20 protein-coding genes and 1 pseudogene are annotated in these 21,397 nt (G+C 66.2%); 17 read left to right on the top strand and 4 right to left on the bottom strand.

Annotated elements, in window-relative coordinates; translation table 11 throughout:
* The first annotated feature begins 1 nt into the window (after window position 1).
* The 4 genes from thrC (at window position 2) to IEW98_RS11545 (ending at window position 4,432) form a co-directional block, all read left to right on the top strand.
* The gene (thrC, locus tag IEW98_RS11560; RefSeq protein WP_188763119.1) at window positions 2-1,411 is read left to right on the top strand and encodes a threonine synthase; all 1,410 of its coding nucleotides are present in this window, start codon (window positions 2-4) and stop codon (window positions 1,409-1,411) included.
* A complete protein-coding gene (locus tag IEW98_RS11555; protein ID WP_188763118.1) occupies window positions 1,408-2,655 on the top strand; it encodes a M16 family metallopeptidase in 1,248 nt (415 codons plus the stop codon). The genes thrC and IEW98_RS11555 overlap by 4 nt, the downstream gene beginning before the upstream one ends.
* Window positions 2,652-3,515 (top strand): class I SAM-dependent methyltransferase, encoded by an 864-nt coding sequence (locus IEW98_RS11550; protein ID WP_188763117.1) that lies wholly within the window; start codon window positions 2,652-2,654, stop codon window positions 3,513-3,515. The genes IEW98_RS11555 and IEW98_RS11550 overlap by 4 nt, the downstream gene beginning before the upstream one ends.
* 323 nt (window positions 3,516-3,838) lie before the next feature.
* A complete protein-coding gene (locus IEW98_RS11545; protein ID WP_188763116.1) occupies window positions 3,839-4,432 on the top strand; it encodes a TIGR02466 family protein in 594 nt (197 codons plus the stop codon).
* Between the two features lie 84 nt (window positions 4,433-4,516).
* Here the strand turns inward: IEW98_RS11545 and IEW98_RS11540 are convergent, their stop codons facing one another.
* Together IEW98_RS11540 and IEW98_RS11535 are read right to left on the bottom strand one after the other, a co-directional pair.
* Window positions 4,517-5,176: a class I SAM-dependent methyltransferase gene (locus IEW98_RS11540; RefSeq protein WP_188763115.1), complete on the bottom strand. Its 660-nt coding sequence runs from the start codon at window positions 5,174-5,176 to the stop codon at window positions 4,517-4,519.
* Window positions 5,177-5,224: 48 nt separating this feature from the next.
* Window positions 5,225-6,772: a M23 family metallopeptidase gene (locus tag IEW98_RS11535; RefSeq protein ID WP_188763114.1), complete on the bottom strand. Its 1,548-nt coding sequence runs from the start codon at window positions 6,770-6,772 to the stop codon at window positions 5,225-5,227.
* Between the two features lie 267 nt (window positions 6,773-7,039).
* Between IEW98_RS11535 and IEW98_RS11530 the strand changes: the two genes are divergently transcribed.
* From IEW98_RS11530 to IEW98_RS11510, 5 genes are all read left to right on the top strand, one after another.
* Complete coding sequence (locus IEW98_RS11530; protein WP_243450726.1) at window positions 7,040-9,601, top strand: helicase-related protein; 2,562 nt, start codon at window positions 7,040-7,042, stop codon at window positions 9,599-9,601.
* Between the two features lie 3 nt (window positions 9,602-9,604).
* The gene (locus IEW98_RS11525) at window positions 9,605-9,925 is read left to right on the top strand and encodes an RNA-binding S4 domain-containing protein (RefSeq protein WP_188763112.1); all 321 of its coding nucleotides are present in this window, start codon (window positions 9,605-9,607) and stop codon (window positions 9,923-9,925) included.
* A 72-nt stretch (window positions 9,926-9,997) separates the two neighbouring features.
* Window positions 9,998-10,321, top strand: a complete 324-nt coding sequence (gene fdxA / locus IEW98_RS11520) for a ferredoxin FdxA (protein ID WP_188763111.1) — start codon at window positions 9,998-10,000, stop codon at window positions 10,319-10,321.
* 405 nt (window positions 10,322-10,726) lie between these two features.
* Window positions 10,727-11,230: a CarD family transcriptional regulator gene (locus tag IEW98_RS11515; protein ID WP_188763110.1), complete on the top strand. Its 504-nt coding sequence runs from the start codon at window positions 10,727-10,729 to the stop codon at window positions 11,228-11,230.
* Window positions 11,231-11,423: 193 nt separating this feature from the next.
* Window positions 11,424-12,113, top strand: coding sequence for a head GIN domain-containing protein (locus tag IEW98_RS11510; RefSeq protein WP_188763109.1), 690 nt, complete (start codon window positions 11,424-11,426; stop codon window positions 12,111-12,113).
* Between the two features lie 208 nt (window positions 12,114-12,321).
* Here IEW98_RS11510 and IEW98_RS11505 read toward each other — a convergent pair whose 3' ends face one another.
* The gene (locus IEW98_RS11505; RefSeq protein WP_188763108.1) at window positions 12,322-12,906 is read right to left on the bottom strand and encodes a nitroreductase family protein; all 585 of its coding nucleotides are present in this window, start codon (window positions 12,904-12,906) and stop codon (window positions 12,322-12,324) included.
* 124 nt (window positions 12,907-13,030) lie between these two features.
* Here IEW98_RS11505 and IEW98_RS11500 point away from each other — a divergent pair, with 124 nt between their 5' ends.
* The 7 genes and pseudogenes from IEW98_RS11500 (at window position 13,031) to IEW98_RS16515 (ending at window position 20,370) form a co-directional block, all read left to right on the top strand.
* Window positions 13,031-14,812, top strand: coding sequence for a peptide MFS transporter (locus tag IEW98_RS11500; RefSeq protein WP_243450725.1), 1,782 nt, complete (start codon window positions 13,031-13,033; stop codon window positions 14,810-14,812).
* Window positions 14,812-16,224 (top strand): amidohydrolase, encoded by a 1,413-nt coding sequence (locus tag IEW98_RS11495; RefSeq protein ID WP_188763107.1) that lies wholly within the window; start codon window positions 14,812-14,814, stop codon window positions 16,222-16,224. The genes IEW98_RS11500 and IEW98_RS11495 overlap by 1 nt, the downstream gene beginning before the upstream one ends.
* Window positions 16,221-17,519 (top strand): amidohydrolase family protein, encoded by a 1,299-nt coding sequence (locus IEW98_RS11490; RefSeq protein WP_188763106.1) that lies wholly within the window; start codon window positions 16,221-16,223, stop codon window positions 17,517-17,519. Before IEW98_RS11495 ends, IEW98_RS11490 begins: the two co-directional genes overlap by 4 nt.
* Window positions 17,516-18,193 (top strand): NnrU family protein, encoded by a 678-nt coding sequence (locus IEW98_RS11485; protein ID WP_188763105.1) that lies wholly within the window; start codon window positions 17,516-17,518, stop codon window positions 18,191-18,193. The genes IEW98_RS11490 and IEW98_RS11485 overlap by 4 nt, the downstream gene beginning before the upstream one ends.
* Window positions 18,194-18,212: 19 nt before the next feature.
* Window positions 18,213-19,016, top strand: a complete 804-nt coding sequence (locus IEW98_RS11480) for an SDR family NAD(P)-dependent oxidoreductase (RefSeq protein ID WP_188763104.1) — start codon at window positions 18,213-18,215, stop codon at window positions 19,014-19,016.
* Between the two features lie 292 nt (window positions 19,017-19,308).
* A pseudogene (locus IEW98_RS16945) lies at window positions 19,309-19,428 on the top strand (DUF4167 domain-containing protein); the annotation flags it as partial.
* A 645-nt stretch (window positions 19,429-20,073) separates the two neighbouring features.
* Complete coding sequence (locus IEW98_RS16515; RefSeq protein WP_243450723.1) at window positions 20,074-20,370, top strand: hypothetical protein; 297 nt, start codon at window positions 20,074-20,076, stop codon at window positions 20,368-20,370.
* Between the two features lie 56 nt (window positions 20,371-20,426).
* On the opposite strand, the gene IEW98_RS11470 is transcribed toward IEW98_RS16515, so the two are convergent.
* The gene (locus IEW98_RS11470) at window positions 20,427-20,735 is read right to left on the bottom strand and encodes a hypothetical protein (RefSeq protein WP_188763102.1); all 309 of its coding nucleotides are present in this window, start codon (window positions 20,733-20,735) and stop codon (window positions 20,427-20,429) included.
* 72 nt (window positions 20,736-20,807) lie between these two features.
* On the opposite strand from IEW98_RS11470, the gene IEW98_RS11465 reads away from it, so the two are divergent.
* Window positions 20,808-21,227: a CBS domain-containing protein gene (locus tag IEW98_RS11465; protein WP_188763101.1), complete on the top strand. Its 420-nt coding sequence runs from the start codon at window positions 20,808-20,810 to the stop codon at window positions 21,225-21,227.
* Window positions 21,228-21,397 lie beyond the last annotated feature (170 nt).

Genomic DNA, 21,397 nt, shown 5'->3' with positions numbered 1-21,397 from the left:
CATGCGTTACATCAGCACTCGCGGCGCCGCGCCCTCCCTCGATTTCGAAGCGGTCACGCTTGCCGGCCTCGCCAGCGACGGCGGGCTGTACGTCCCCGAGACCTGGCCGCGCTTCGCCAAGGGCGCCATTTCGGCGATGAACGGGCTCTCTTATGTCGAGACAGCTGTTCGCGTCTGCTCGCCCTTCGTCGGCGGCGCCCTTAGCGACGCCGAACTGCGCACCCTGTTCACCGCGGCCTATGGCAATTTCGACCACGCCGCCGTCACGCCGCTGGTCCAGCTCGACCAGCGCCATTGGTTGCTAGAGTTGTTTCACGGCCCGACACTGGCGTTCAAGGACGTCGCCATGCAGTCGCTCGGACTGCTATTCCAAACCTTCCTCGGCCGTTCCGATCGCCACATCACCGTGATCGGCGCCACCTCGGGCGACACCGGCTCGGCGGCGATCAACGCGCTGGCCCGGCGCGACCGCGTCGAAGTCTTCATGCTCCACCCGCAAGGCCGCGTGTCCGAAGTCCAGCGCCGCCAGATGACCACCGTCATCGCCCCCAACGTCCACAACATCGCCATCGAGGGCAATTTCGACGACGCCCAGCGCCTGGTGAAGGCAATGTTCAACGACACCGACTTCGCCAGCCGATTCGCATTGTCGGCGGTCAATTCGATCAACTGGGCGCGGCTGATGCTCCAGATCGTCTATTATTTCTACGCCGCGGTCCGTCTCGGCGCCCCCGATCGCCCGGTCAGCTTTTCGGTCCCCACCGGCAATTTCGGCGATGTCTATGCCGGCTATGCGGCGCGCCAGATGGGCCTGCCGATCGACCGGCTGATTGTCGCCACCAACGAAAACGACATCCTCCACCGCGCGCTCGGCACCGGCGACTATAGCGTCGGCACCGTCACCGCGACCGCCTCGCCGTCGATGGACATCCAGGTCAGCAGCAATTTTGAGCGCCTGTTGTTCGATCTCGCCGGCCGCGACGGCAGTGCCAACGCCGCCTCGATGCGCGGTTTCGAAGCCACCGGCGGCGTCGTCATACCTGCCGGGCAACGTGCCGGCGCCGCGCTGGCCTTCGACACCGCGCGCGTCGATTCGGCCGAAATGGCGGCGGCGATGCGCTGGGCCCAGGATCACAGCGGCCAGCATATCGATCCGCACACGGCCATCGCGCTCGCGGCTGCACAGCGCAGCAGCTGCGACAGCCCGGTCGTTACCCTGGCCACCGCGCATCCCGCCAAGTTCCAGGATGCCGTCGTCGCCGCGACCGGCGTCCGTCCGGAACTGCCCGCCCGCCTCAAGGGCCTGATGACCGGCGAGGAACGCTTTACCGTGCTCCCCGCCGACCTCGGCAAGATCGAGGCGTTCATCGCCGAGCGCGCCCGCCCGGCATTCGCGGTTGCGGCCGAATGAAAACCCCCGTCATCGCCCATACCGCCCACGGCCTGCGCGTTGCCACCTGCCAGACCCCCGGCGTCGAGACCGTCGCCGTCGCGCTCCACGCCGAAACCGGCGCGCGCTTCGAAATCCCCGAGCACAACGGCCTCGCCCATCTGTTCGAGCACATGGTCTTCAAGGGCACGGCGACTCGCTCGGCCCGCGCCATTTCCGAACAGATCGAAGATGTCGGCGGCAGCATCAACGCCTGGACCTCGCGCGACACGACAGCCTTTCACGCCCGGCTATTGGCGCGCGACCTGCCGCTCGGCCTCGCCGTCATCGCCGATCTCGTCACGTCGCCAAGGTTCGACGAAGATGATCTCGTCCGCGAAAAGGACGTCGTCCTGCAGGAATTGGGCGAAGTCCGCGACACCCCCGACGACATCGTCTTCGATCACCTGCAGGAGGTCGCCTATCCCGGCCAGGCGCTCGGCCGCTCGATCCTCGGCAGCGAGGAAAGCCTCGCCCGGCTGACCACCGCGCATCTCCGCGACTGGCTCGACACCCACTACCGCAATTCGCGCCTGACACTGGTCGTCGCCGGCAAGCTCGATCACGACGAAGTCATGCGCCTCGCCGAAGCTGCCTTCCGCAATGGCGGCGACGCGCCTGCACCCGCCGCCGAACGCGCCTCCTTCGCCTCGGGCCAGTTCATCGATTCGCGCCGTTTCGAGCAAGCACAGTTGACCAGTGCCTATCCCGCCCCCGGCCATTACGACCCCGCGCACGACGCGGCCGCTTTGTTCACGCTGGCGGCAGGCGGCGGCACCTCGTCACGCTTGTTCCAGGAAGTCCGCGAGGAACGCGGCTATGCCTATTCGATCAGCGCCTCGGTCTCGCCCTATGCCGACGGCGGGCTGATGAGCGTCCATGCCGCGACATCGCGCAAGGACGCCGCCCGCGCCCGCGAGCTCGTCGATCGCGTGCTTGCCGAGACCGCCGAAACCCTCGACACCGCCGAGTTCGCCCGGGCCAAGGCCATCGCCGTCGCGTCGCTGCTGATGGCGCTCGAAAGCCCGCAAGGGCAGGGCGACTATCTGGCCCGCCAATTGCTCGTCCACGGCCGCTGGGTGCCGGCATCCGAAGTCGTGGCGCGAATCGAGGCCGTCACCATCGACGACGCCCGCGCCGCCGGGAAGGCAATGCTTGCTTACGCCCCGGCGCGCGCCGAAATCGGCGCCGTCACCAAGGCCAGACCGATAAAAGCCGCCGCATGACCGGCCTCGATGTCCTGATCACCGAATCATGGGACGACTACGCCCTCCTCGATTCGGGCGATGGCCGCAAATTCGAACGCTATGGCCCCTACAGCTTCATCCGCCCCGAAGCGCAGGCGCTATGGAAACCCGCCAATCCCGAATGGCTATCCGACGGCGAGTTCACCGGCGGGCGCGACGATGAGGGCGGCGGCCGTTGGGATCTCGCCAGCAAGGTCCCCGAGCGCTGGCCGCTCGATCGCGGCCCGGTGCGCTTCAACGCCGTCAACACGCCCTTCCGCCATCTCGGTTTCTTCCCCGACATGGGCGCGCAATGGGACTGGATGCGGGCGAAGATCAAGCCCAACGACAAGATTCTCAACATGTTCGGCTACACCGGCGTCGGCAGCCTCATCGCCGCCGAAGCCGGCGCGGTCGTCACCCACGTCGATGCCAGCAAGAAGGCCATCGCCTCCGCGCGCGAGAACGCTGCGCTGTCGGGCCTGCCCGAAACCTCGGTGCGCTGGCTGACCGACGACGCGCTGAAATTCATGCGCCGCGAAGTCCGCCGCGGCAGCAAATACGACGGCATCCTGCTCGATCCGCCCAAATACGGCCGCGGCCCCGAAGGCGAGATCTGGACCCTCGAACGCGACCTGCCTGAACTCATGCACCTAGCCCGGCAGCTCCTGTCCGACGAAGCCACCTTTCTCGTCCTCACCGTCTATGCGATCCGCATGTCGGCACTGGCGATCAAGGCGTTGACCGACGAAGTCATGGCCGGCGCCGGCGGGACCATCGAAGCCGGCGACATGGCCATCCGCGAACAAGCCCGCGGCATCCTGCTGCCGACGGCGATCTTCACCCGCTGGTCCCGCTAGGCGTTCTCTAACCCGTCACCCCGGCGAAGACCGGGGCCCATTTCCACCACCAACCGGAAAAAGCCCGCCTCCGCCGGGTGAAACGCCGCACGAATCACGGCTTTCGTCGCAGCGACCAGATCAGCGCGGCGATAGACATAACAAGCGCCGCAATTCCCATCAGCGCGGATTGATCGAGAGTAAACATGACAACGACTCCGTATCGAGCCACCATTGTTCCGGTTTTGTTCTCTGTAGGACAGTGGTTTTCGACGAACCGTTGACGCACCCTCGCCGCACCCGCCGCACTTGCTTTCCCGCCCGCTGAATGGTCAGGACGCCGCATGACCATCCGCAACCTTTTCCCGACGCCCTTCTACGAAGGCGCCATCGACCCCGCTCTCCTCGAAGACCTCGAGCACAGTTGCCGCAGCCTCGCCCGGGACGACCGCGCCGGCCGCGCCTGGTCGAAGGAGCACGGCTATGCCGGCTACACCTCCTACGCCTCGCTCACCGACCTGCCGCAGCGTGACCCGGCCTTCGACGACCTCCGCCGCGACCTCGACCGCCACGTCAAGGCGTTCGCCGCCGCCGCCCACCTTGACATTGCAAAGCGCCTCAAACTCGACAGCCTCTGGGTCAACGTCCTCAAGGGCGGCGGTCATTCGGGTCACATCCACCCGCACAGCATCGTCTCGGGCACCGTCTACGTCTCGGTCCCCCCCGGCGCCGGCGCGCTCAAGCTCGAGGATCCCCGCCTGCCGCTGATGATGGCGTCGCCGTCGCGCCTTCTGGACGCGCCGGAAGAAACCCGCAACTTCGTCTATGCCGTCCCCCAGCCCGGCACCGTCTTCCTCTGGGAAAGCTGGCTCCGCCACGAAGTCCCTTCGGGCAGCGCCAAAACCGAACGCATCAGCATCAGTTTCAACTACAGCTAATTCTTGTCCTCCCCCTCAAGGGGGGAGGCGAGAGACGCGTCTTCGCGGCCCGGGTGGGGGTGTCCCCCCGCGCCAAAAAAATCCCTACTCCCGGCAAGCCCGCACAGCAGCCGGATTGGTCGCAGGTCCTTTGCGAAACACCGCCAGATACCCCGGCTTCAAATCCGTGATCGACACCAGGTCATACCCGACCGCCTTGACCTCGCACACCAGCAAAGCCCGCGGCATGCCATGCTGCCCGCTCGTCCGATCGAGATCGACGACCGCGATCCGCCCCTCGGGCTTCAATGCCGCGCGCAGCCGGTACAGCAGCTCGTATGGCTGCGCGATCTCGTGGTACATGTGGATCAGCAGCGCCGTATCGACCGCCCCGACCGGCAACCGCGGATCATTCTCCCCGCCCAGCACGAAACGCACGTTCTTAAGCCCCGCCCGCCGCACGCGTGCCTTCAGCTGGTTCAGATATTTCGGCACGATATCCTGCGCGATGACCCGCCCCCGCGGCCCCACCACCGGCGACAATCGCATCGTGTAATAACCGCTGCCGGCGCCGATATCGGCCACCGTCTGCCCCGCGCGCACGTTCAGGAGCCGCATCACGCTCGCCGCTTCACCCGCGGCTTCGCGGCTTGCCTCGCTCGCCCAAGTCGGGCTGACGATGCTCGAGACCGGGCGCTGGGGTTGCGGCCAGGCGAATGCCGCGGATGACAGGAGCAACAGGGCAGTGGCAATGATACGGTGCATGCCAGTCCCATAGCGGTGGCCCGGCCCGCTGGCCACCGCGCCGTACAATCAGCCGCGCTTGCGCCGTGTCCGCCCGGGCTCCATCACGGCCTCGGCAACCGCGACCCCCGCCACCGACAGCCCCCGCATCCGGTTCATCACCGAAAGGAAGCTCGCCATGTCGTTGCCCGCAAGCTGCGTCCCGCCGATGAACTTCAGCTGCACCGGGTTGACCGCCTTGCCGCGCAACCAGACTTCGTAATGAAGATGCGGCCCGGTCGACACCCCCGTCGACCCGACATAGCCGATGATCTGCCCCTGCGACACGCTCTGCCCGGCCCTCACGGCAAACTTCGACATATGCGCATATGCCGTCGCCAACTCCTTGTTGTGCAACAGCCGCACATAATTGCCATGGCCGCCGTGCGGTGCCGCATACGCCACCTTGCCACTCGCCGCCGCATAGATCGGCGAGCCATAGCGCGCCCCGAAATCGACCCCCTGGTGCATCCGCGAATACGCCAGCAGCGGGTGAAAGCGCATGCCGAACGCCGATGTCAGCCGCGCGCCTTCGACCGGCGTCCGCATCAGGCCTTTCTTGGCGCTTTCGCCGTCGGCCCTGAAGAACTGCGGCTTGCCGCCATAGACATACCGCCCCAGCTCGATCGGCTCCTTGCCGACCCGGTCGACCCCGGCAAACAACAGCTGGCCATAGCGGACCTCGCCCGTCTCGGCGCGGTCGCGCTCAACGACGATGTCGAAGCGGTCGCGCTTGCCGACGCCGCGCTGCAGGTCGACCGCGTAGGCCATAGTCTTGATATATTCACCGATCAGATTGCCCGGCACCCCGGCGCCGCGCATCGATTGAGAAAGACTACCGCCGACCAGCCCCTTGACCCGCAGCGGCGTCGAATCGATCGCGATCGGGATACGCTGCAACTGCAGGCCCTCGGCGGTCCGGTTCAGCGCCAGCCGCAAGTCGAACGCCGCCCGAAATCCCAGGCTTTCCAGCGGCCGCGGCACCGATTTGCTGTCCCGCCGCCCCAGCACGATGTCGATATCGCTCCCCTTGGTCAGCGCCCCCAGGTTCGCCGCCGGCCGCACCAGCACCGTCACCGCGGCAATATCGCCCTGGCCGACCCCCGCCCGCCGCAACACGCTCTCGAAACTGTCCTGCGCCCGCATCTGCGCCGTCAATTCCAGCCGTGGCCGCTCGGGTGTCTCCGCCAGCGCCTCGACCAGCCGCGATTGCGGCAAAACTTCCGCCCCCGTCGCTCCGCCGCGTGCCAGCGGCGCCACCATCGACGGCCGCAATGCCTCGCGCTGCACCGGCGTCAGCACCGCCCGCGGTGCCTCGCTTAGCGGCACCACCATGCTGCCTAGCCACAAGGCCGTCCCGCACAGCGCCGTGCACGCCGCCATGCCGAGCCACCAGCGCTTGCTGCCGATATCGGCGCCAAGATCGGTGACGCCCTCGGTGCCCAGTCCGATGCCAAGAATATCCTGCGGCACCGTCCGCCGCAAAAGCCCGCGCCAATCCGGTGCGACAAAGCCGCCACTATTGGGCAGCGTCAGTTCGGCTACACCATTTCCGGCGCGCAGATCCGATTGAAACAAGACGAAGCCCCCACGGCCGCCCAAGACAGGTGATTGCTTGGACTCCCCCCATACCCTGTGTCAATCCAGCAACGGCTTGTCACAACTATGCGTGCGACCAGCCGACGTCTTGGAACGGTCACTTGAATCTGCCGTTCAGCCATGCGAGTCTTCAGTTCGCTATCCCGTTGCAAAGGACGCGATGAGCCGAGAGCGTTTCTTCCCCCGGTCCGATGCTCCGCCGCCCGCGGAATTGTCATCCTGACGGCAAATTCCCACATTGGTGCGGTGACGATCCGCCGCCCTCCCCCGACGATCCGGCCCACCCGCGGCGGATCCACCCTGACCGCCGTGCTCGGCCCGACCAACACCGGCAAGACGCATCTCGCCGTCGAGCGGCTATGCGGCCATGCCAGCGGCATCATCGGGTTCCCGCTCCGGCTGCTCGCCCGCGAAGTCTATGAAAAGGTCGTCGCGCTCAAGGGCGAGGCCAATGTCGCGCTGATCACCGGCGAGGAAAAGATCGTCCCGCCGAACGCCCGCTATTTCCTCTCCACCGTCGAGGCCATGCCTACCGATCGCGACGTCGCCTTTGTCGCCATCGACGAAGGCCAGGTCGCCGCCGATCCCGAACGCGGGCATGTCTTCACCGATCGCCTGCTCCACGCCCGCGGCTATGCCGAAACGATGATCCTCGGGTCCGAAACTCTCCGCCCGCTGCTGCGCCGCCTCGTCCCCGAGGCCGAGATCGTCACCCGGCCGCGCTTCTCGACTCTCAGCTACGCCGGCGCCAAGAAACTTTCCCGCCTGCCGCGCCGCTGCGCCATCGTCGCCTTCACCGCCACCGAAGTCTATGCGCTGGCCGAAATGCTGCGCCGGCAAAAAGGCGGTGCCGCCGTCGTCATGGGCAGCCTCAGCCCGCGCACCCGCAACGCCCAGGTCGCCATGTACCAGTCCGGCGAAGTCGACTATCTCGTCGCCACCGACGCCATCGGCATGGGCCTCAACATGGACATCGCCCATGTCGCCTTCGCCAGCCTCGGCAAGTTCGACGGCCGCCGCAATCGCCGCCTGACCCTCTCCGAAATGGCGCAGATCGCCGGCCGCGCCGGTCGCTATCAAAAGGACGGCACTTTCGGCACCGTACAACTCGGCACCGCCGAGGCCGCCAGTTTCACCCCCGAGGAGATCGAAGGCCTCGAGGAGCACCGCTTCGAGCCCCTCGAGCACCTCGTCTGGCGCAACACCGATCTCGATTTCACCTCGCTTCCCCGCCTCATCGCCGCGCTCGACGCCCGCCCACCCCGCGCCGAACTCCAACGCGGCGACGACGCCATCGACCTGTCGGTCCTCAAATCCCTCGCCGCCGAGCCCTGGGTGGTCGAACGCACCGCCACCCCGCGCGGCGTTGCCCGGCTATGGGCGGCGTGCGGCCTGCCCGATTATCGCAAGACCGGCCCCGAACAGCACGCGCGTCTTGTCGCCCGCGTCTTCAAGCATCTGTCCGAAGGCGACCACAAGCTCCCCGACGCCTGGATCGCCAGCGAACTCGCCCATCTCGACCGTGTCACCGGCGACGTCGAAACCCTCGCCGATCGCATCGCCGGCGCGCGCACCTGGACCTTCGTCGCGCACCGTCCCGACTGGCTCGCCAACGCGCCGCATTGGGCCGAGCGCACCCGCGCCGTCGAGGATCGCCTGTCCGACGCGCTCCACACCGCGCTCACCCAGCGCTTCGTCGATCGCCGCACCGCCGTGCTGCTCAAGGATCTGAAGGCGCGCGGCGGCGACCAGCGCGTCGAAATCGATCCTTACGGCGCCGTCGCCGTCGAAGGCGAAGTTATCGGCACCCTCGACGGCTTCCGCTTCACCGCCGATCCCCTGGCCCGCGCCGGCGAGCAACGCCTGCTGCTGGCCGCCGCCGAACGCTATCTCGTCAAGGAAATGGCCCGCCGCGCCGCCGCCCTCGTCGCCAGCGCCGACTGCGATTTCCAGCTCGATTTCACCGGCAAGATGCCACCCCGCCTGTTCTGGAACGGCGCCCGCGTCGCGTCGCTGCGCCGGGGCCGCGACGCCATGAGCCCGCGCATCGAAATCGATCGCGCCTTGTCGACCCTGTCGCCCGAAGACCGCCGCCAGATACAAATCCGCCTGCAGGCCTGGTTCGACGCCGCGCTCGCCCGCGAACTCGGCGCCCTCGTTAATCTCGCCGCGCTCCACGACGCCGTCTCGCCCGGCGCCCGCGGGCTCATCGTCCGCCTTGTCGAAACCCTCGGCATGCTGACCCGCACCGAAGCTGAAGGCCAGGTCGAGGCCCTCGCCCGCGCCGATCGCCGCGCCCTCACCGGCGCCGGCGTCCGCCTCGGCGTCGTCCATATCTACGTCGCCAATCTGCTCCGTCCCGAACCGACCCGCTGGCGGCTGGCCCTCTGGGCAGTCTGGAACGAAGTCGCCGCGCTGCCGCCATTGCCGCAACCCGGCCGGGTCAGCGTTGTTATCGATGCCAATTTGCCGACAGGGTTCCTCGAAGCCGCCGGTTTCTGGCCGATCGGCAACGAAGCCGTCCGCATCGACATGGTCGACCGCCTCGCCCGCGCCATCCACGGCAAGCGCGAGGGCAGGGCGCCGTTCATCCCCGATCCGAACTGGGCGGCCTCGGCCGGGCTCACGCGCGACGGGCTGGCGCGACTGATGCGCGCACTTGGTTACCGGCTGCAGCTTGTCGATGGTGCCGCCCATTTTGCCTGGCGTGGTCTGCGCCGGCCTCAGGTTCCCCAAGTTTCCGAAAGCGATGCCCGGATGCTCTCGGATTCTCCCTTCGCGATCCTGGCGAGCATGAAAGGCAGGTAGCATTTGGTTTACGGCACAGGGCTTCGGCTCGACAAATGGCTGTGGTTCGCGAGGCTCGCGAAATCACGCTCCGTGGCGCAAACTCTATGCGAAAGCCGACGATTGCGAATAGACGGCAGGGTGATCGACCGCGCCTCCGCCTTGGTTCGCGCCGGCTCGGTGATCAGTTTTCCCCGCGACGACGAGGTCATCATCGTCCGTGTCGAGGCGCTTTCCGAGCGCCGCGGACCCTATGAAGAAGCCCGTCATCTCTACACCGATCTGACCCGCAGCTTGGCACCTGTATATTCCGCACCATTGACGGGAGTATCGGCCTCGTTCTAGCAGGCGACGAAACCATTAGCGGCGGGCCTGTTCCGTCGCATCAAGACGGGCACGTCCCGCGAGGAAGAGACCATGGCGTACGTCGTCACCGAAGCCTGCATCAAGTGCAAGTACATGGACTGCGTGGAAGTCTGCCCCGTCGATTGCTTCTACGAGGGCGAGAACATGGTCGTCATCAATCCCAACGAGTGCATCGACTGCGGCGTCTGCGAACCCGAATGCCCGGCCGAGGCGATCCTGCCCGACACCGAGGGCGGCCTCGAAAAGTGGATGGAGCTCAACGCCACTTTCTCGGCAAGCTGGCCCAACATCACCATCAAGGGCGAAACCCCCGCCGACGCCGACGACCACAAGGGCGAAGAAGGCAAGTTCGACAAATACTTCACCGGCAGCTGATTTGCTGTACCCCTCTCCCGCCTGCGGGAGAGGCGAGAGACGGCGCCCTTGCGCCGGCCCGGGTGAGGGTGTTCTCCCTGCGCGGTAACGCACCCCATCCCCGCAATATAACGTATTGCCGATGGAATATCGCTGCACTCGGCCTTCCAGCCCTACGCGACAGTAGAATTCCGGTGAATTTTCTGCTACAAGATCGCCGTGACGGTGGATCCAACCACCGCCGCGGTCGCCGGTTCGTCCACCAATCGCCCCCTGCCGGGTCGGTGGCGCGCCAGATAGTCTAGCAGGCAGGACGCCCGTACTCGAAGACAGTGTCGCGCCGCTGCCGATCCAGGTTTGTCCCTCGGCTTGGCGGCCATCCTCGCACCTGTCGTCGCGCTTCGGGGTGAAAAGGAACGATTATTCATGGCAATTGCCAAGGCTCTCGGCTTTGAAGTCGGTGATTATGTCGTTTACCCCAAACATGGCGTCGGCCGGGTCGTCGAGCTGCAACGCTCCGAAATCGCCGGCTCGGTCCTCGAACTCTTCGTGCTGCGCTTCGAAAAGGAGCGCATGACCCTGCGCGTCCCGACCAACAAGGCCGAGGCCGTCGGCATGCGCAAGCTGTCGAGCCAGGCCACCCTCACCGAGGCACTGACCACGCTGCGCGGCAAGCCGCGCATCAAGCGCACCATGTGGTCGCGCCGCGCCCAGGAATACGAAGCCAAGATCAATTCGGGCGACCTGGTCTCGATAGCCGAGGTCGTCCGCGACCTTCACCGGGCCGAAGACCAGCCCGAACAAAGCTATTCCGAACGCCAGATCTACGAAGCTGCCATCGGGCGACTGGCCCGCGAACTCGCCGCGATGGAAAACATCGACGAACCCGCCGCCCAGCTCAAGATCGAGCAGGTCCTCAAAGCCGCATAAAGCACTCATCTTCCCCCCTCCCTTCTTCAAGGGAGGGGCCGGGGGTGGGTGACTCTGTGCAGATCGGCCCCGTCACTCCACCCTTCCCCGTCACCCCGGCGAAGGCCGGGGCCCATCTCCCAATCCCCCAATCAAACGCCCTTGCCCAACCCAAACACCCTGTGTATTATCTAACCAACACAGGAGCCCCGCCATGATCGTCCGCCTTCTCCTCGCCAGCGCCCTAATCCCCGCCGCCGCCAGCGCCGCCGACCGCAACTACACCGTCGGCACGTTCGACCGCATCGCCGTCGCCGGTGCATCCGACGTCCAGGTCATCACCGGCAAAGCGATTAGCGTCCGCGGCAGCGGCGAAGTCGCAGCGCTCGACCGCCTCGAAGTCCGCGTCGAAGACGGCGAACTCGTAATCGGCAACAAGAAAAACAGCGGCTGGAACTGGAACAGCCTCGGCCAGAACGGCAAGACGCGCTTCGTCGTCACCGTGCCGATGCTGCGCGCCGCCAAGGTCGCCGGCTCGGGCGATGTCACCGTCGATCGCATCGACACCCCCGAATTCGGCGCCAGCGTCGCCGGTTCGGGCAATCTCCGCCTGCCGAGCGTCAAATCGGCAACGACGCGCTTCTCGGTCGCCGGCTCGGGCAAGGTCGCCGCCGCCGGTACCAGCAGCGAAACCCGCGCCTCGGTCGCCGGCTCGGGCGACCTCGATCTCGCCGCGCTGAAGACCGCCACCCTGTCGGTCTCGGTCAGCGGCTCGGGTAACGTCAACGCGTTCGCCACCACCACCGCCAGCGGCTCGGTCGCCGGCTCGGGCGACATCCGCATCCGCGGCGGCGCCAAATGCGCCATTTCAAAGGCTGGCAGCGGCTCCATCGACTGCGCCTGATCAATGAAGAAATCGTCATGCTGAACTCGTTTCAGCATCCATCGCGCCCCACGCCAGCACCCGCCGATTGCGGAAGCCCCTGTCCTACAAGCCCTCTTTCGGCTATCCCGACATTCCCGCTTCGAGGCACTTCGCCAACCCTGCAAAAACCGGCGAAAGCGGAAAATGCAGAAAATGTTAACGTTTGCGACAGCCTGAAAGCACCCGCTCATCCCTCCCAGGCGCGCACCACATCCCCGAACGCCGGCCGAGGCCGCTCCTCCAGTTCGCGCGTCGGCGTCCCGACAAAGATGAACCCGGCAATCCGCTCCCCCGCTTCGCCGACCAGCGCCAGCACCCCCGGCGAATAAGCCGGCCACCCCGTCAGCCAATTCGCCACAAACCCTTGCGAGTGCGCCGCCATGCAGAGGAATCCCGTCGCCGTACCGACTGACAGCTCCTGCTCCCAAGCCGGAATATGGCTTGCCGGGTCCGGCCGCGCCATGACGATCACCAGCCACGGCGCCTGCAGGGCAAAACCCCGGATCGCCTCGCGCTCCAACCGTCCGGCGTCGGGCTTTTCCGCCACATAGATTGCTTCCATCGCCGCGCTCAGCGCCGCGCGCCGGTCGTCTTCCACGGTCACGAACCGCCAGGGCGCCAGCTTGCCATGGTCGGGCACGCGCATTGCCGCCGCCAGGATCGCGTGCTTCTGCACCGCCGATGGCCCGGGCGCACCCATGTCGCGCGCCTTGCCCGATCGCCGCGTCGCCAACAGCGCGGCCGGGGAACTGATATCGTTGAACTCGGTCATCCGGCCTTCTAGCCCGGCACGGCGGCCCCCGCCACTCTCCCCCTTCCGCACCCGGCAATCGCTCGCTATCGTCGCCCGCATAACGGCGAGCGAAATCGCCGCAAAGGGTTCGGGAGTTGATAATTTGACCGATAGCGTTGGCGCCGCGCCGATCGCCGCAGGGCCGCACGACAGCCGCCCGCAATGGTTCGGCCATCCGGCACAACTCGCCCGGCTGTTCACCACCGAGATGTGGGAACGCTTCGGCTTCTACGGCATGCGGGCGCTGCTGGTGCTCTATCTCACCCAGCATTTCATCTTCAACGACCGCGTCGGCAACGGCATGTACGGCGCCTATATGAGCCTCGTCTATTTGACCCCATTTGTCGGCGGCCTGCTGGCGGATCGCTACCTCGGCTCGAAGCGCGCCGTGAAGTTCGGCGCGCTGATCATGGCCGCTGGTTATCTCATGCTCTGCTTCGGCGGCGACACGGCCAAGCCTTTTGCGACCTACGACGGTGTCCGCCACGAAGTCCTCGCCGAAACCGCCGCCGACGGCACCAACAAGCAGTTCGTCGTGGATGGCGGCCAACGGCTGCAGATCAAGGGCCGCGACGACGGCTCGGTCGACCTGCTCGCCGCCGACGGCACCGCGGCCCGGACGATCGCCAAGGGCGGCTTCGCCAGCGATGCCGAGCGTTCGCCTTTGTATGTCGGCATCATGCTGACGGCGCTCTCGCTGATCGTCATCGGCAACGGCTTCTTCAAGCCCAACATCTCGACGATGGTCGGCTCGCTCTACGCCAAGGGCGACCAGCGCCGCGACGCCGGTTTCACCATCTTCTACATGGGCATCAACCTCGGCTCGCTCGGCTCGCAGATCCTCTGTCCCTTCCTCGCCGTCGCGTTCGGCTGGTGGGCCGGTTTCGGACTCGCGGCGCTCGGCATGCTGGTCGCCTGGGCGCTGATCCAGTTCGACGGCGGCCGTCTCGACGGATACGGTGAGGCGCCAGCCGCCGCCGGTCCCGATCGCTCGCGGCTGATTTATCTGCTCTCGGTCGCCGCCGTGGTCATCCCCTGGCTGTTGTTCTCGAACACGCTCGATGCACCGGCGCCGGTCGAAGGCCAGGGCATCATCGGCTATCTCGTCGCGCTGCCCGTGCTGGGCAAGGCGCTGTTCCTGACCTTCATCATCGGGCTGCCGGCGATCCTCGTCTGGTCGTACCGTGTCGGCAACAAGGCCGAATTCCAGATGATGCTGGCGGCGATGGTGCTCATTGTCTTCAACGTCACCTTCTGGACGCTGTTCGAGCAAGCCGGCTCGTCGCTGACGCTGTTCGCCGATCGCAACACCGAGCTATCCATATTCGGCTTGTTTTCGATCAGCGCCGGCCAGACGCAGTTCTTCAACGCCTTCTTCATCGTCTTGCTGGCGCCGCTGTTCAGCATGATGTGGACTCGACTGGCGGCACGCGGCCTCGAACCCGGCATTCCGGTCAAATTCGGCATCGCGCTGATCGGCGTCGGCCTCGGCTTCCTCTTCCTCGTCCTGGGCACGACCTTTGCCGGTCCCGACTACAAGGTCGCACTCTGGTGGCTGGCCGGCCTCTACCTGATCCATTCGATGGCCGAACTCTGCATCTCGCCGGTGGGGCTCAGCATGATCACCAAGCTGTCGATCGCCCGGATCGTCGGCATGATGATGGGGGTATGGTTCCTGTCGATCTCGGTGGCGCAATATGTCGGCGGTATCGTGGCGCAGGTCGCCAGCGTCGAAACCGTCGGCGGCGAGGTCACCAATCTCGGTGTCAGCCTCGCCACCTATGCCGGCGTCTTCCAGACCATCGGCATCGCCTCGGCGATCATCGGCGCCGTGCTGTTGGCGATCTCGCCGCTGCTCAAGCGCTGGATGCACGGGGTCAATTGATGCGTTTCCTCGCGCTGTCCGGACTTGCCCTGCTCGCCGCCTGTGCAACCAAGCCGCCGCCAAAAAGCGCTGGCGGCAAGGCCGGCGACATCGTCTCGATCCCGTCCGACCCTTATCCGTCGACCTATCGGGCCTTCCCTGGCGTCACCACCATCATCCGCAACGCCGTCGTCTATGACGGCACCGGGCGAAAGTTCGCGCCCGGCGCAGTCCGCATCGAAAACGGGCTGATCGCGGAGATCGGCAGCGAAGTCGCCATCCCCGCCGGCGCCACCGTCATCGACGCCGCCGGCAAATTCGTCACGCCCGGCGTCATCGATATTCACAGCCATCTCGGTGTCTATCCCAGCCCCGGCGTCGACGCGCTCAGCGACGGCAACGAAGCCACCAGTCCGGCGCGCCCCGAAGTCTGGGCCGAGCATTCGGTCTGGCCGCAGGATCCCGGTTTTTCGCGGGCGCTGGCCGGCGGCGTCACCACGCTCCACATCCTGCCCGGCTCGGCGAACCTGTTCGGCGGCCGCGGCACGACGCTCAAGAATGTCTATGGTCGCAGCGTCCAGGACATGAAGTTCCCCGGCGCGCCCTACAGCCTGAAGATGGCCTGCGGCGAGAACCCCAAGCGCGTCTATGGCGCCCGCAACCAGTTGCCGAGCACGCGGATGGGCAACATCGCCTATGGCCGCCAGGCCTGGTCGGATGCGAGCACCTATCGGCGCAAATGGGAAGACTATACCCGCCGCGCCAAGGCCGGCACGGCCAAGCCGAGCGACGCACCGCGCCGTGAGATCGCCAACGACACGCTGGTCGGTGTGCTCAACGGCGAAATCCTCATCCAGAACCATTGCTACCGCGCCGACGAGATGACCAACATGATCGGCATGGCGCACGAGTTCGGTTACAAGATCACCGCATTCCACCACGCCGTCGAAAGCTACAAGGTCGCCGACCTGCTGGCGAAGGAAGGCATCTGCAGCGCGATGTGGGCCGACTGGTACGGCTTCAAGATGGAAAGCTACGACGGCATCCGCGAAAATATCGCCCTTGTCGACAAGGCCGGCGCCTGTGCCATTGTTCACTCCGACGACGCTAACGGCATCCAGCGCCTCAACCAGGAAGCCGCCAAGGCGATGGCTGCCGGCAACCGCATGGGGATGGGCATCACACCCGAACGCGCCTGGACCTGGCTGTCGCTCAACCCCGCCAAGGGCCTCGGCATCGCCGCGCGCACCGGCAGCCTCGAAGCCGGCAAGATGGGCGACGTCGTGCTGTGGAACGCCGACCCGTTCTCGGTCTATGCCCGCCCCGAGAAAGTCTGGATCGACGGCGCCGTCATCTATGACTGGGCCGATCGCAGCCGGCGTCCCGTAGCCGATTTCGAACTCGGCCAACCCGGCCGCGGAGATCCGAAATGAAGCGTTTCGGCCTCATCCTCGCGCTATTGCTGGCCAGCCCTGCAACCGCCGCCACCATCGCCATCACCGGCGGCACCGTTCTTACGGCGGTCGGCGAAACCAGCATCGCCAATGGGACGGTCATCGTCCGCGACGGCCGCATCGCCGCAGTGGGGCAGGGGCTCGTCATCCCCGCCGGGGCCACCGTCATCGACGCCACCGGCAAATTTGTCACGCCCGGCCTTATCGCAGGCATGTCGAACCTCGGCATCAATGAAGTCGATGCGGTCCCGCAAACCAACGATGCCCGCGCCCGCACCTCGCCGTTCTCGGCCGCCATCGACATCGCTCCCGCCATCAACGCGCTGTCGACGCCGATCGCCATCAATCGCGTCGGCGGCGTCACCCGCGCCGTCGTCGGCCCCGAGATGGCCGGCGAGATCTTTGCCGGGCAGGGCGCCATCATCAGCCTCGCTGCAACAGGCGATATCCTGCTGCGCCCGCGCGCCTTCCAGCTCATCGAAATGGGCGAGGACGGCGCGCGTATAGCGGGCGGTTCGCGCCCCGCCGCGTGGCTCAACCTGCGTAACGGCTTCGCCGAGGCCCAGCGTTTCGCCCGCAACCCCGCCGCCTTCGAGTCAGGCCTCGAGCGCGGCTCGCTGATCAAGCGCATCGACGCTTCTGCCCTGGTCCCGGTGGTCGAAGGCCGCATCCCCGCCGTCATCCACGCCGAGCGCGCCAGCGACCTCACCGCCGTCCTCGGCCTGCTCCGCGAATTCCCCAAACTTCGCATCATCCTGATCGGCGCCCGCGAAGGCTGGCTCGTCGCCGACAAGATCGCCGCTGCCCGCGTGCCGGTCATCACCCTGCCGCTGTTCGACCTGCCCGACAGCTTCGAAACTCTCGCTTCGACGCGCTCCAACGTCGGCCGGCTGGTCGCCGCCGGCGTCGATGTCGGCTTCGGCATCTTCGGCGGCGATTCAGGAACCCAGGCGCGCAACCTGCCGTACCAGGCCGGCAACGCCGTAGCACAGGCCGCTGTCCCCGGCGGTGCCGGCCTCACGCGCGGCCAGGCACTCGCGGCAATCACTCGTGTCCCGGCGCAAATTTTCGGTCTCGCCGATCTCGGCACTCTCGAGGCCGGCAAGCGCGGCGATGTCGTCGTCTGGGACGGCGACCCTCTCGAACTCGCCTCGGCGCCGGTTGCCGTCTTCATCGACGGCATCGCCCAACCGATGACGTCGCGGCAGACCGAACTCCGCGATCGCTACCGTGACCTCGCGCCGGGCGCGTTGCCCTTCCAGTATCGCCAATGACCGACATCGGCCTCCTGATCGTCGCGGTCTCGCTGTTCGTCGGCAGCCACGAAGTCCTGTCGCACCCGCTGCGTGCCCCGCTCGTTCGCGCGATCGGCGAAAAGGGCTTCCTGCTGCTCTACAGCATCGTCGCGCTCGGCTCGCTGGCCTGGGCAATACTGATCTGGCGCGCCATCCCGCCGGACCGCCTTTGGGACACGCCCGGCTGGGCCTATGCCGTCGCACCCGCGCTGATGCTTTTCGCCGCCATCCTGTTCGTCGGCTCGGTCACCGCCCCCAATCCGGCCTTGATGGGCATGCCCTCCGGCGGCAGCCCGCGCGGCGTCCAGCGCATCACCCGCCACCCGATGATGTGGAGTTTCGCCATCTGGGCAATCGTCCACATCGCCCTCAGTGCCGACAGCCGCACCATCGTTCTCGCCAGCGGCATCCTCGTCCTCGCCCTGTTCGGCGCCCGCATGCAGGACATCAAGAAGCGTGCCGCCACGCCCGGCTACGGCGAACATATCCGCGCCACGGGCTTCATTCCCTTCGGCGCCCAGCTTCGCGGCCGGTTGCCATGGAGCAGTGCGATGCCCGGCATGGTCGCCGCCCTCGGCGGGCTGGTGCTCTGGGCGCTGCTGCTATGGGGTCACCCCCTGGTTGTCGGCGTGCCGGCACTGCGATTCGGCTGACCTTTTCAGGAGCATCGACATGGACTTCACCGGCAAGACGATCTGGATCACCGGCGCTTCCTCCGGCATCGGAGCCGGCCTCGCGACGGCGTTCGCCCGTGCCGGTGCCCGCCTCGTCCTGTCCGGCCGCCGCGCCGAAGCCCTCGCCGAAGTCGCCGGCCGCTGCCAGTCAGACACCATGATCCTGCCGTTCGAAGCCACCGACCTCGCCGGCCTGCCGGCGATCGTTGCCGAAGCCGAGGCGAAAACCGGCGGCATCGACATCCTTGTCAACAACGCCGGCATCTCGCAGCGCAGCCTCGCGCTCGACACCGATTTCGACGTTTATCGCACGATCATGGACGTCGATTTCTTCGCGCCACTGCGCCTGACCCAGCTCGTCATGCCGGCCATGGTCAAGCGCGGCACCGGCGCCATCGTCAACAATGCCTCGGTCGCCGGCAAGGTCGGCTCGCCGCTGCGCACCGCCTATTGCGCCGCCAAGCACGCCATGGTCGGCTGGTCCGACGCCCTGCGCGCCGAAACTGCGCAATACGGCATCACCGTCCACGTCGTGACACCGGGATTCGTCGCCACCTCGATCGCCGCTAATGCCTTGAAGGGCGACGGCAGCGTCAACGGCCCCAACGACGACCCGGTCAACGCCGGCATCTCGATCGACGAAGCCGCGACCCAGATCCTCGATGCCCTGGCCACAGACACACCCGAAATCCCGGTCGGCCGCGCCGGTGCTGCCGAACTCCAGCTGCTCGACCTCATGCGCAGCAACCCGCGGCAATTGTTCGAGGTCATGGCCAGCATGGCACCCAAGGTGCCGCGCTGAGCGACCGGCGCTGCCGCCACCGACTTAACTTTTCGCTTGGAAGCCTGACGAAAGCCGTCTACGGAGCGACGCAGGTGGAGTGGATCATATCCTCTATCCTTCGACATTGAAGCTCCGGCAACGATTTGCCCTCGGCCCATCAGGGGATGCGCCACGGGAACCCGCCGGAAACACGGTCGAACATGCCAGCATCACGGCGAAGGCCGTCCGTTTACACGGGGACGCGAAGTTGATCAGGAATAACCAGAACCGGCGGCGCCGCGGCGGCAACAGTGGTCCGCGCCCGCAGCAGATGACGGGCGGCAACAATTACGGCAATCGGCTCGACAACCGCCAGCGCGGCAATGCCAGCCAGTTGCTCGAGAAATATCGCGCCCTGGCCCGTGATGCGCAGCAAGCCGGCGACCGCGTCACCGCCGAATATTACCTCCAGTATGCGGATCATTATTACCGCGTCCTCGGCGACTATCGCGACAAGCAGCCCGATCAGAATTCCCAGCGTCGCCGCGAATTCTACGAAGACGACAGCGCCGGTTATGCCGCCAACGACGCCGATGGTGATGACAGCGACGACGATGGCGATGATGACCGGATCGACAACAATCGCGACGAGCCCCGCCGCGAGGAACCGCAATCGCGCCGCGAAGAACCACGCCGTGACGATAATCGTCGCGACGAGCCGCGCAATGAACAGCCGCGCAACGAGCCGCGCCGCGACGAATCTCGCAACGAGCCCCGCAACGAGCAACGAGCCAATTGGCGCGAGGAGCGGCCAAACCGCGATCGTCCGATCCGCGACAATAATCGCGACAACATCCAGCGTGAGCCGCGCCGCGAGGCCGATAACAACAATGGCGCGGTAAATCGCGACCAGCAGCAGCGCGACCAGCAGCCGCGCCGCGAAGTCGAAGGCAATCGCGATCGCCAGCCTTATGCCGGAAGCCGCAACCGCGACGACGCACCGCGCGGCGAGCGCCGGGATCGTGCCGAGCGCCGCCCGGACGCCCAGCGTCCGGGCGAAGGCCAAAGGGCTGCTGACAGTCAGCGGCCCGCCGAAGTGCGTCCCGTATATGATGCCGCTGCAACGGGCGAAGGCCCAATCCCGGGCTTGCCCGGTCCAGCGACCTTGCGGGTTAGTCGCCCCGAGCCCGTCGATGTCGCTGCCGAGCGCCCGGTTCGCGCACCTCGTGCCGAGCGCGCGCCTCGCCGCGAAGCGCCGGTTGTCGAAGCAGTCGTGCCTGAAACAACGCTGTTCGAAGCTGCTGCGGTCGAACCCGATGCGGGCGAGGCCGCTGCACCACGCCGCCGTGGCCGGCCGCGCAAAGTCGCTGTGGACGCGTCGACCGAAGGCTGATCGATAGCCCTGTCCTGCCGCATTCGGCAGGGCAGGGCGGTCATCACCAATGGCGCTCAGTCTTCGTTGAGTTCGCTATCCCCGACCGTTTCGTCATGCCCCGACCGGTTCGATACGAATGCCAGGCCCATCAGCGCGCCGGCCAAAAGCAACGCGAGAAAGATCCCGCCGCCCATCGCGATGATGAAGTGCAGGTGGAACGGCACGCCATCGGCACGCATCCGCCATATCGCAAACCCGGCCGTGCCGAGCGCGACAACAGTCATCAACACCATCAACCGGCGAAACCGGCGCCAATGATCGCCGTTGCTGCGCTGCGACGTCCCGGGCCGCGTTTCGATGTGACCCTGATCAGCCGGGTTCATGCTTTGCCTTCCGAAGCGAATCGGGCGATGATTGCCCGGTGGCGCATAAGACGCCCTTTTGGGGAGATCGTCATGATCGGATCAATTCTCAGCGGCAAGAAGCCGCTGATATCGGTAGCCCGCGATACCGTCGTCAGTGACATCACGGCGTTGCTTTACACGCACCGGATCGGCGCCGTGCTCGTTCTCGACGACGGGGGTATCGTCGGCCTCGTTAGCGAACGCGATATCTGCGCCGGCTTGCACACTCACGGCGCCGCGATTCTCCAGGCAACGGCAGCTGACATCATGTCGTCACCCGTCGTCACAGCGCCGCCATCCCAAAGCGTCATCAAATCGATGGAAGTGATGACCGACCGCCGCTTTCGCCATCTCCCCGTTGTCGACGACGGCCAGATCCTCGGCCTGGTCTCGATCGGCGATCTGGTGAAGCGTCGAATCGAACAGGCCGAATCCGAAGCCGCTGCGATGAAGGACTATATCTCGAGCTGATTCGGCTTGATTCGGTCCAGATTGGCTGCGGGGGGTTTGCGTTGCTCCTGAAAAAAATGACCCTTTCCTCCTTCAATTCCCACTATTTCCATGTCCTTTTCCCTCTTGGCTTTCAAAAATCTGTCATGTTGGGTTGAAAGGGGGTTGCGCGTGGGGTCGGGTGGTCATAG

The sequence above is a fragment of the Sandarakinorhabdus glacialis genome (assembly GCF_014643455.1).
Classification (GTDB): Bacteria; Pseudomonadota; Alphaproteobacteria; order Sphingomonadales; family Sphingomonadaceae; genus Sandarakinorhabdus; species Sandarakinorhabdus glacialis.
Note: the sequence above shows the minus strand (reverse complement) of the source record. Positions and strands in the feature narration are given on the sequence as shown.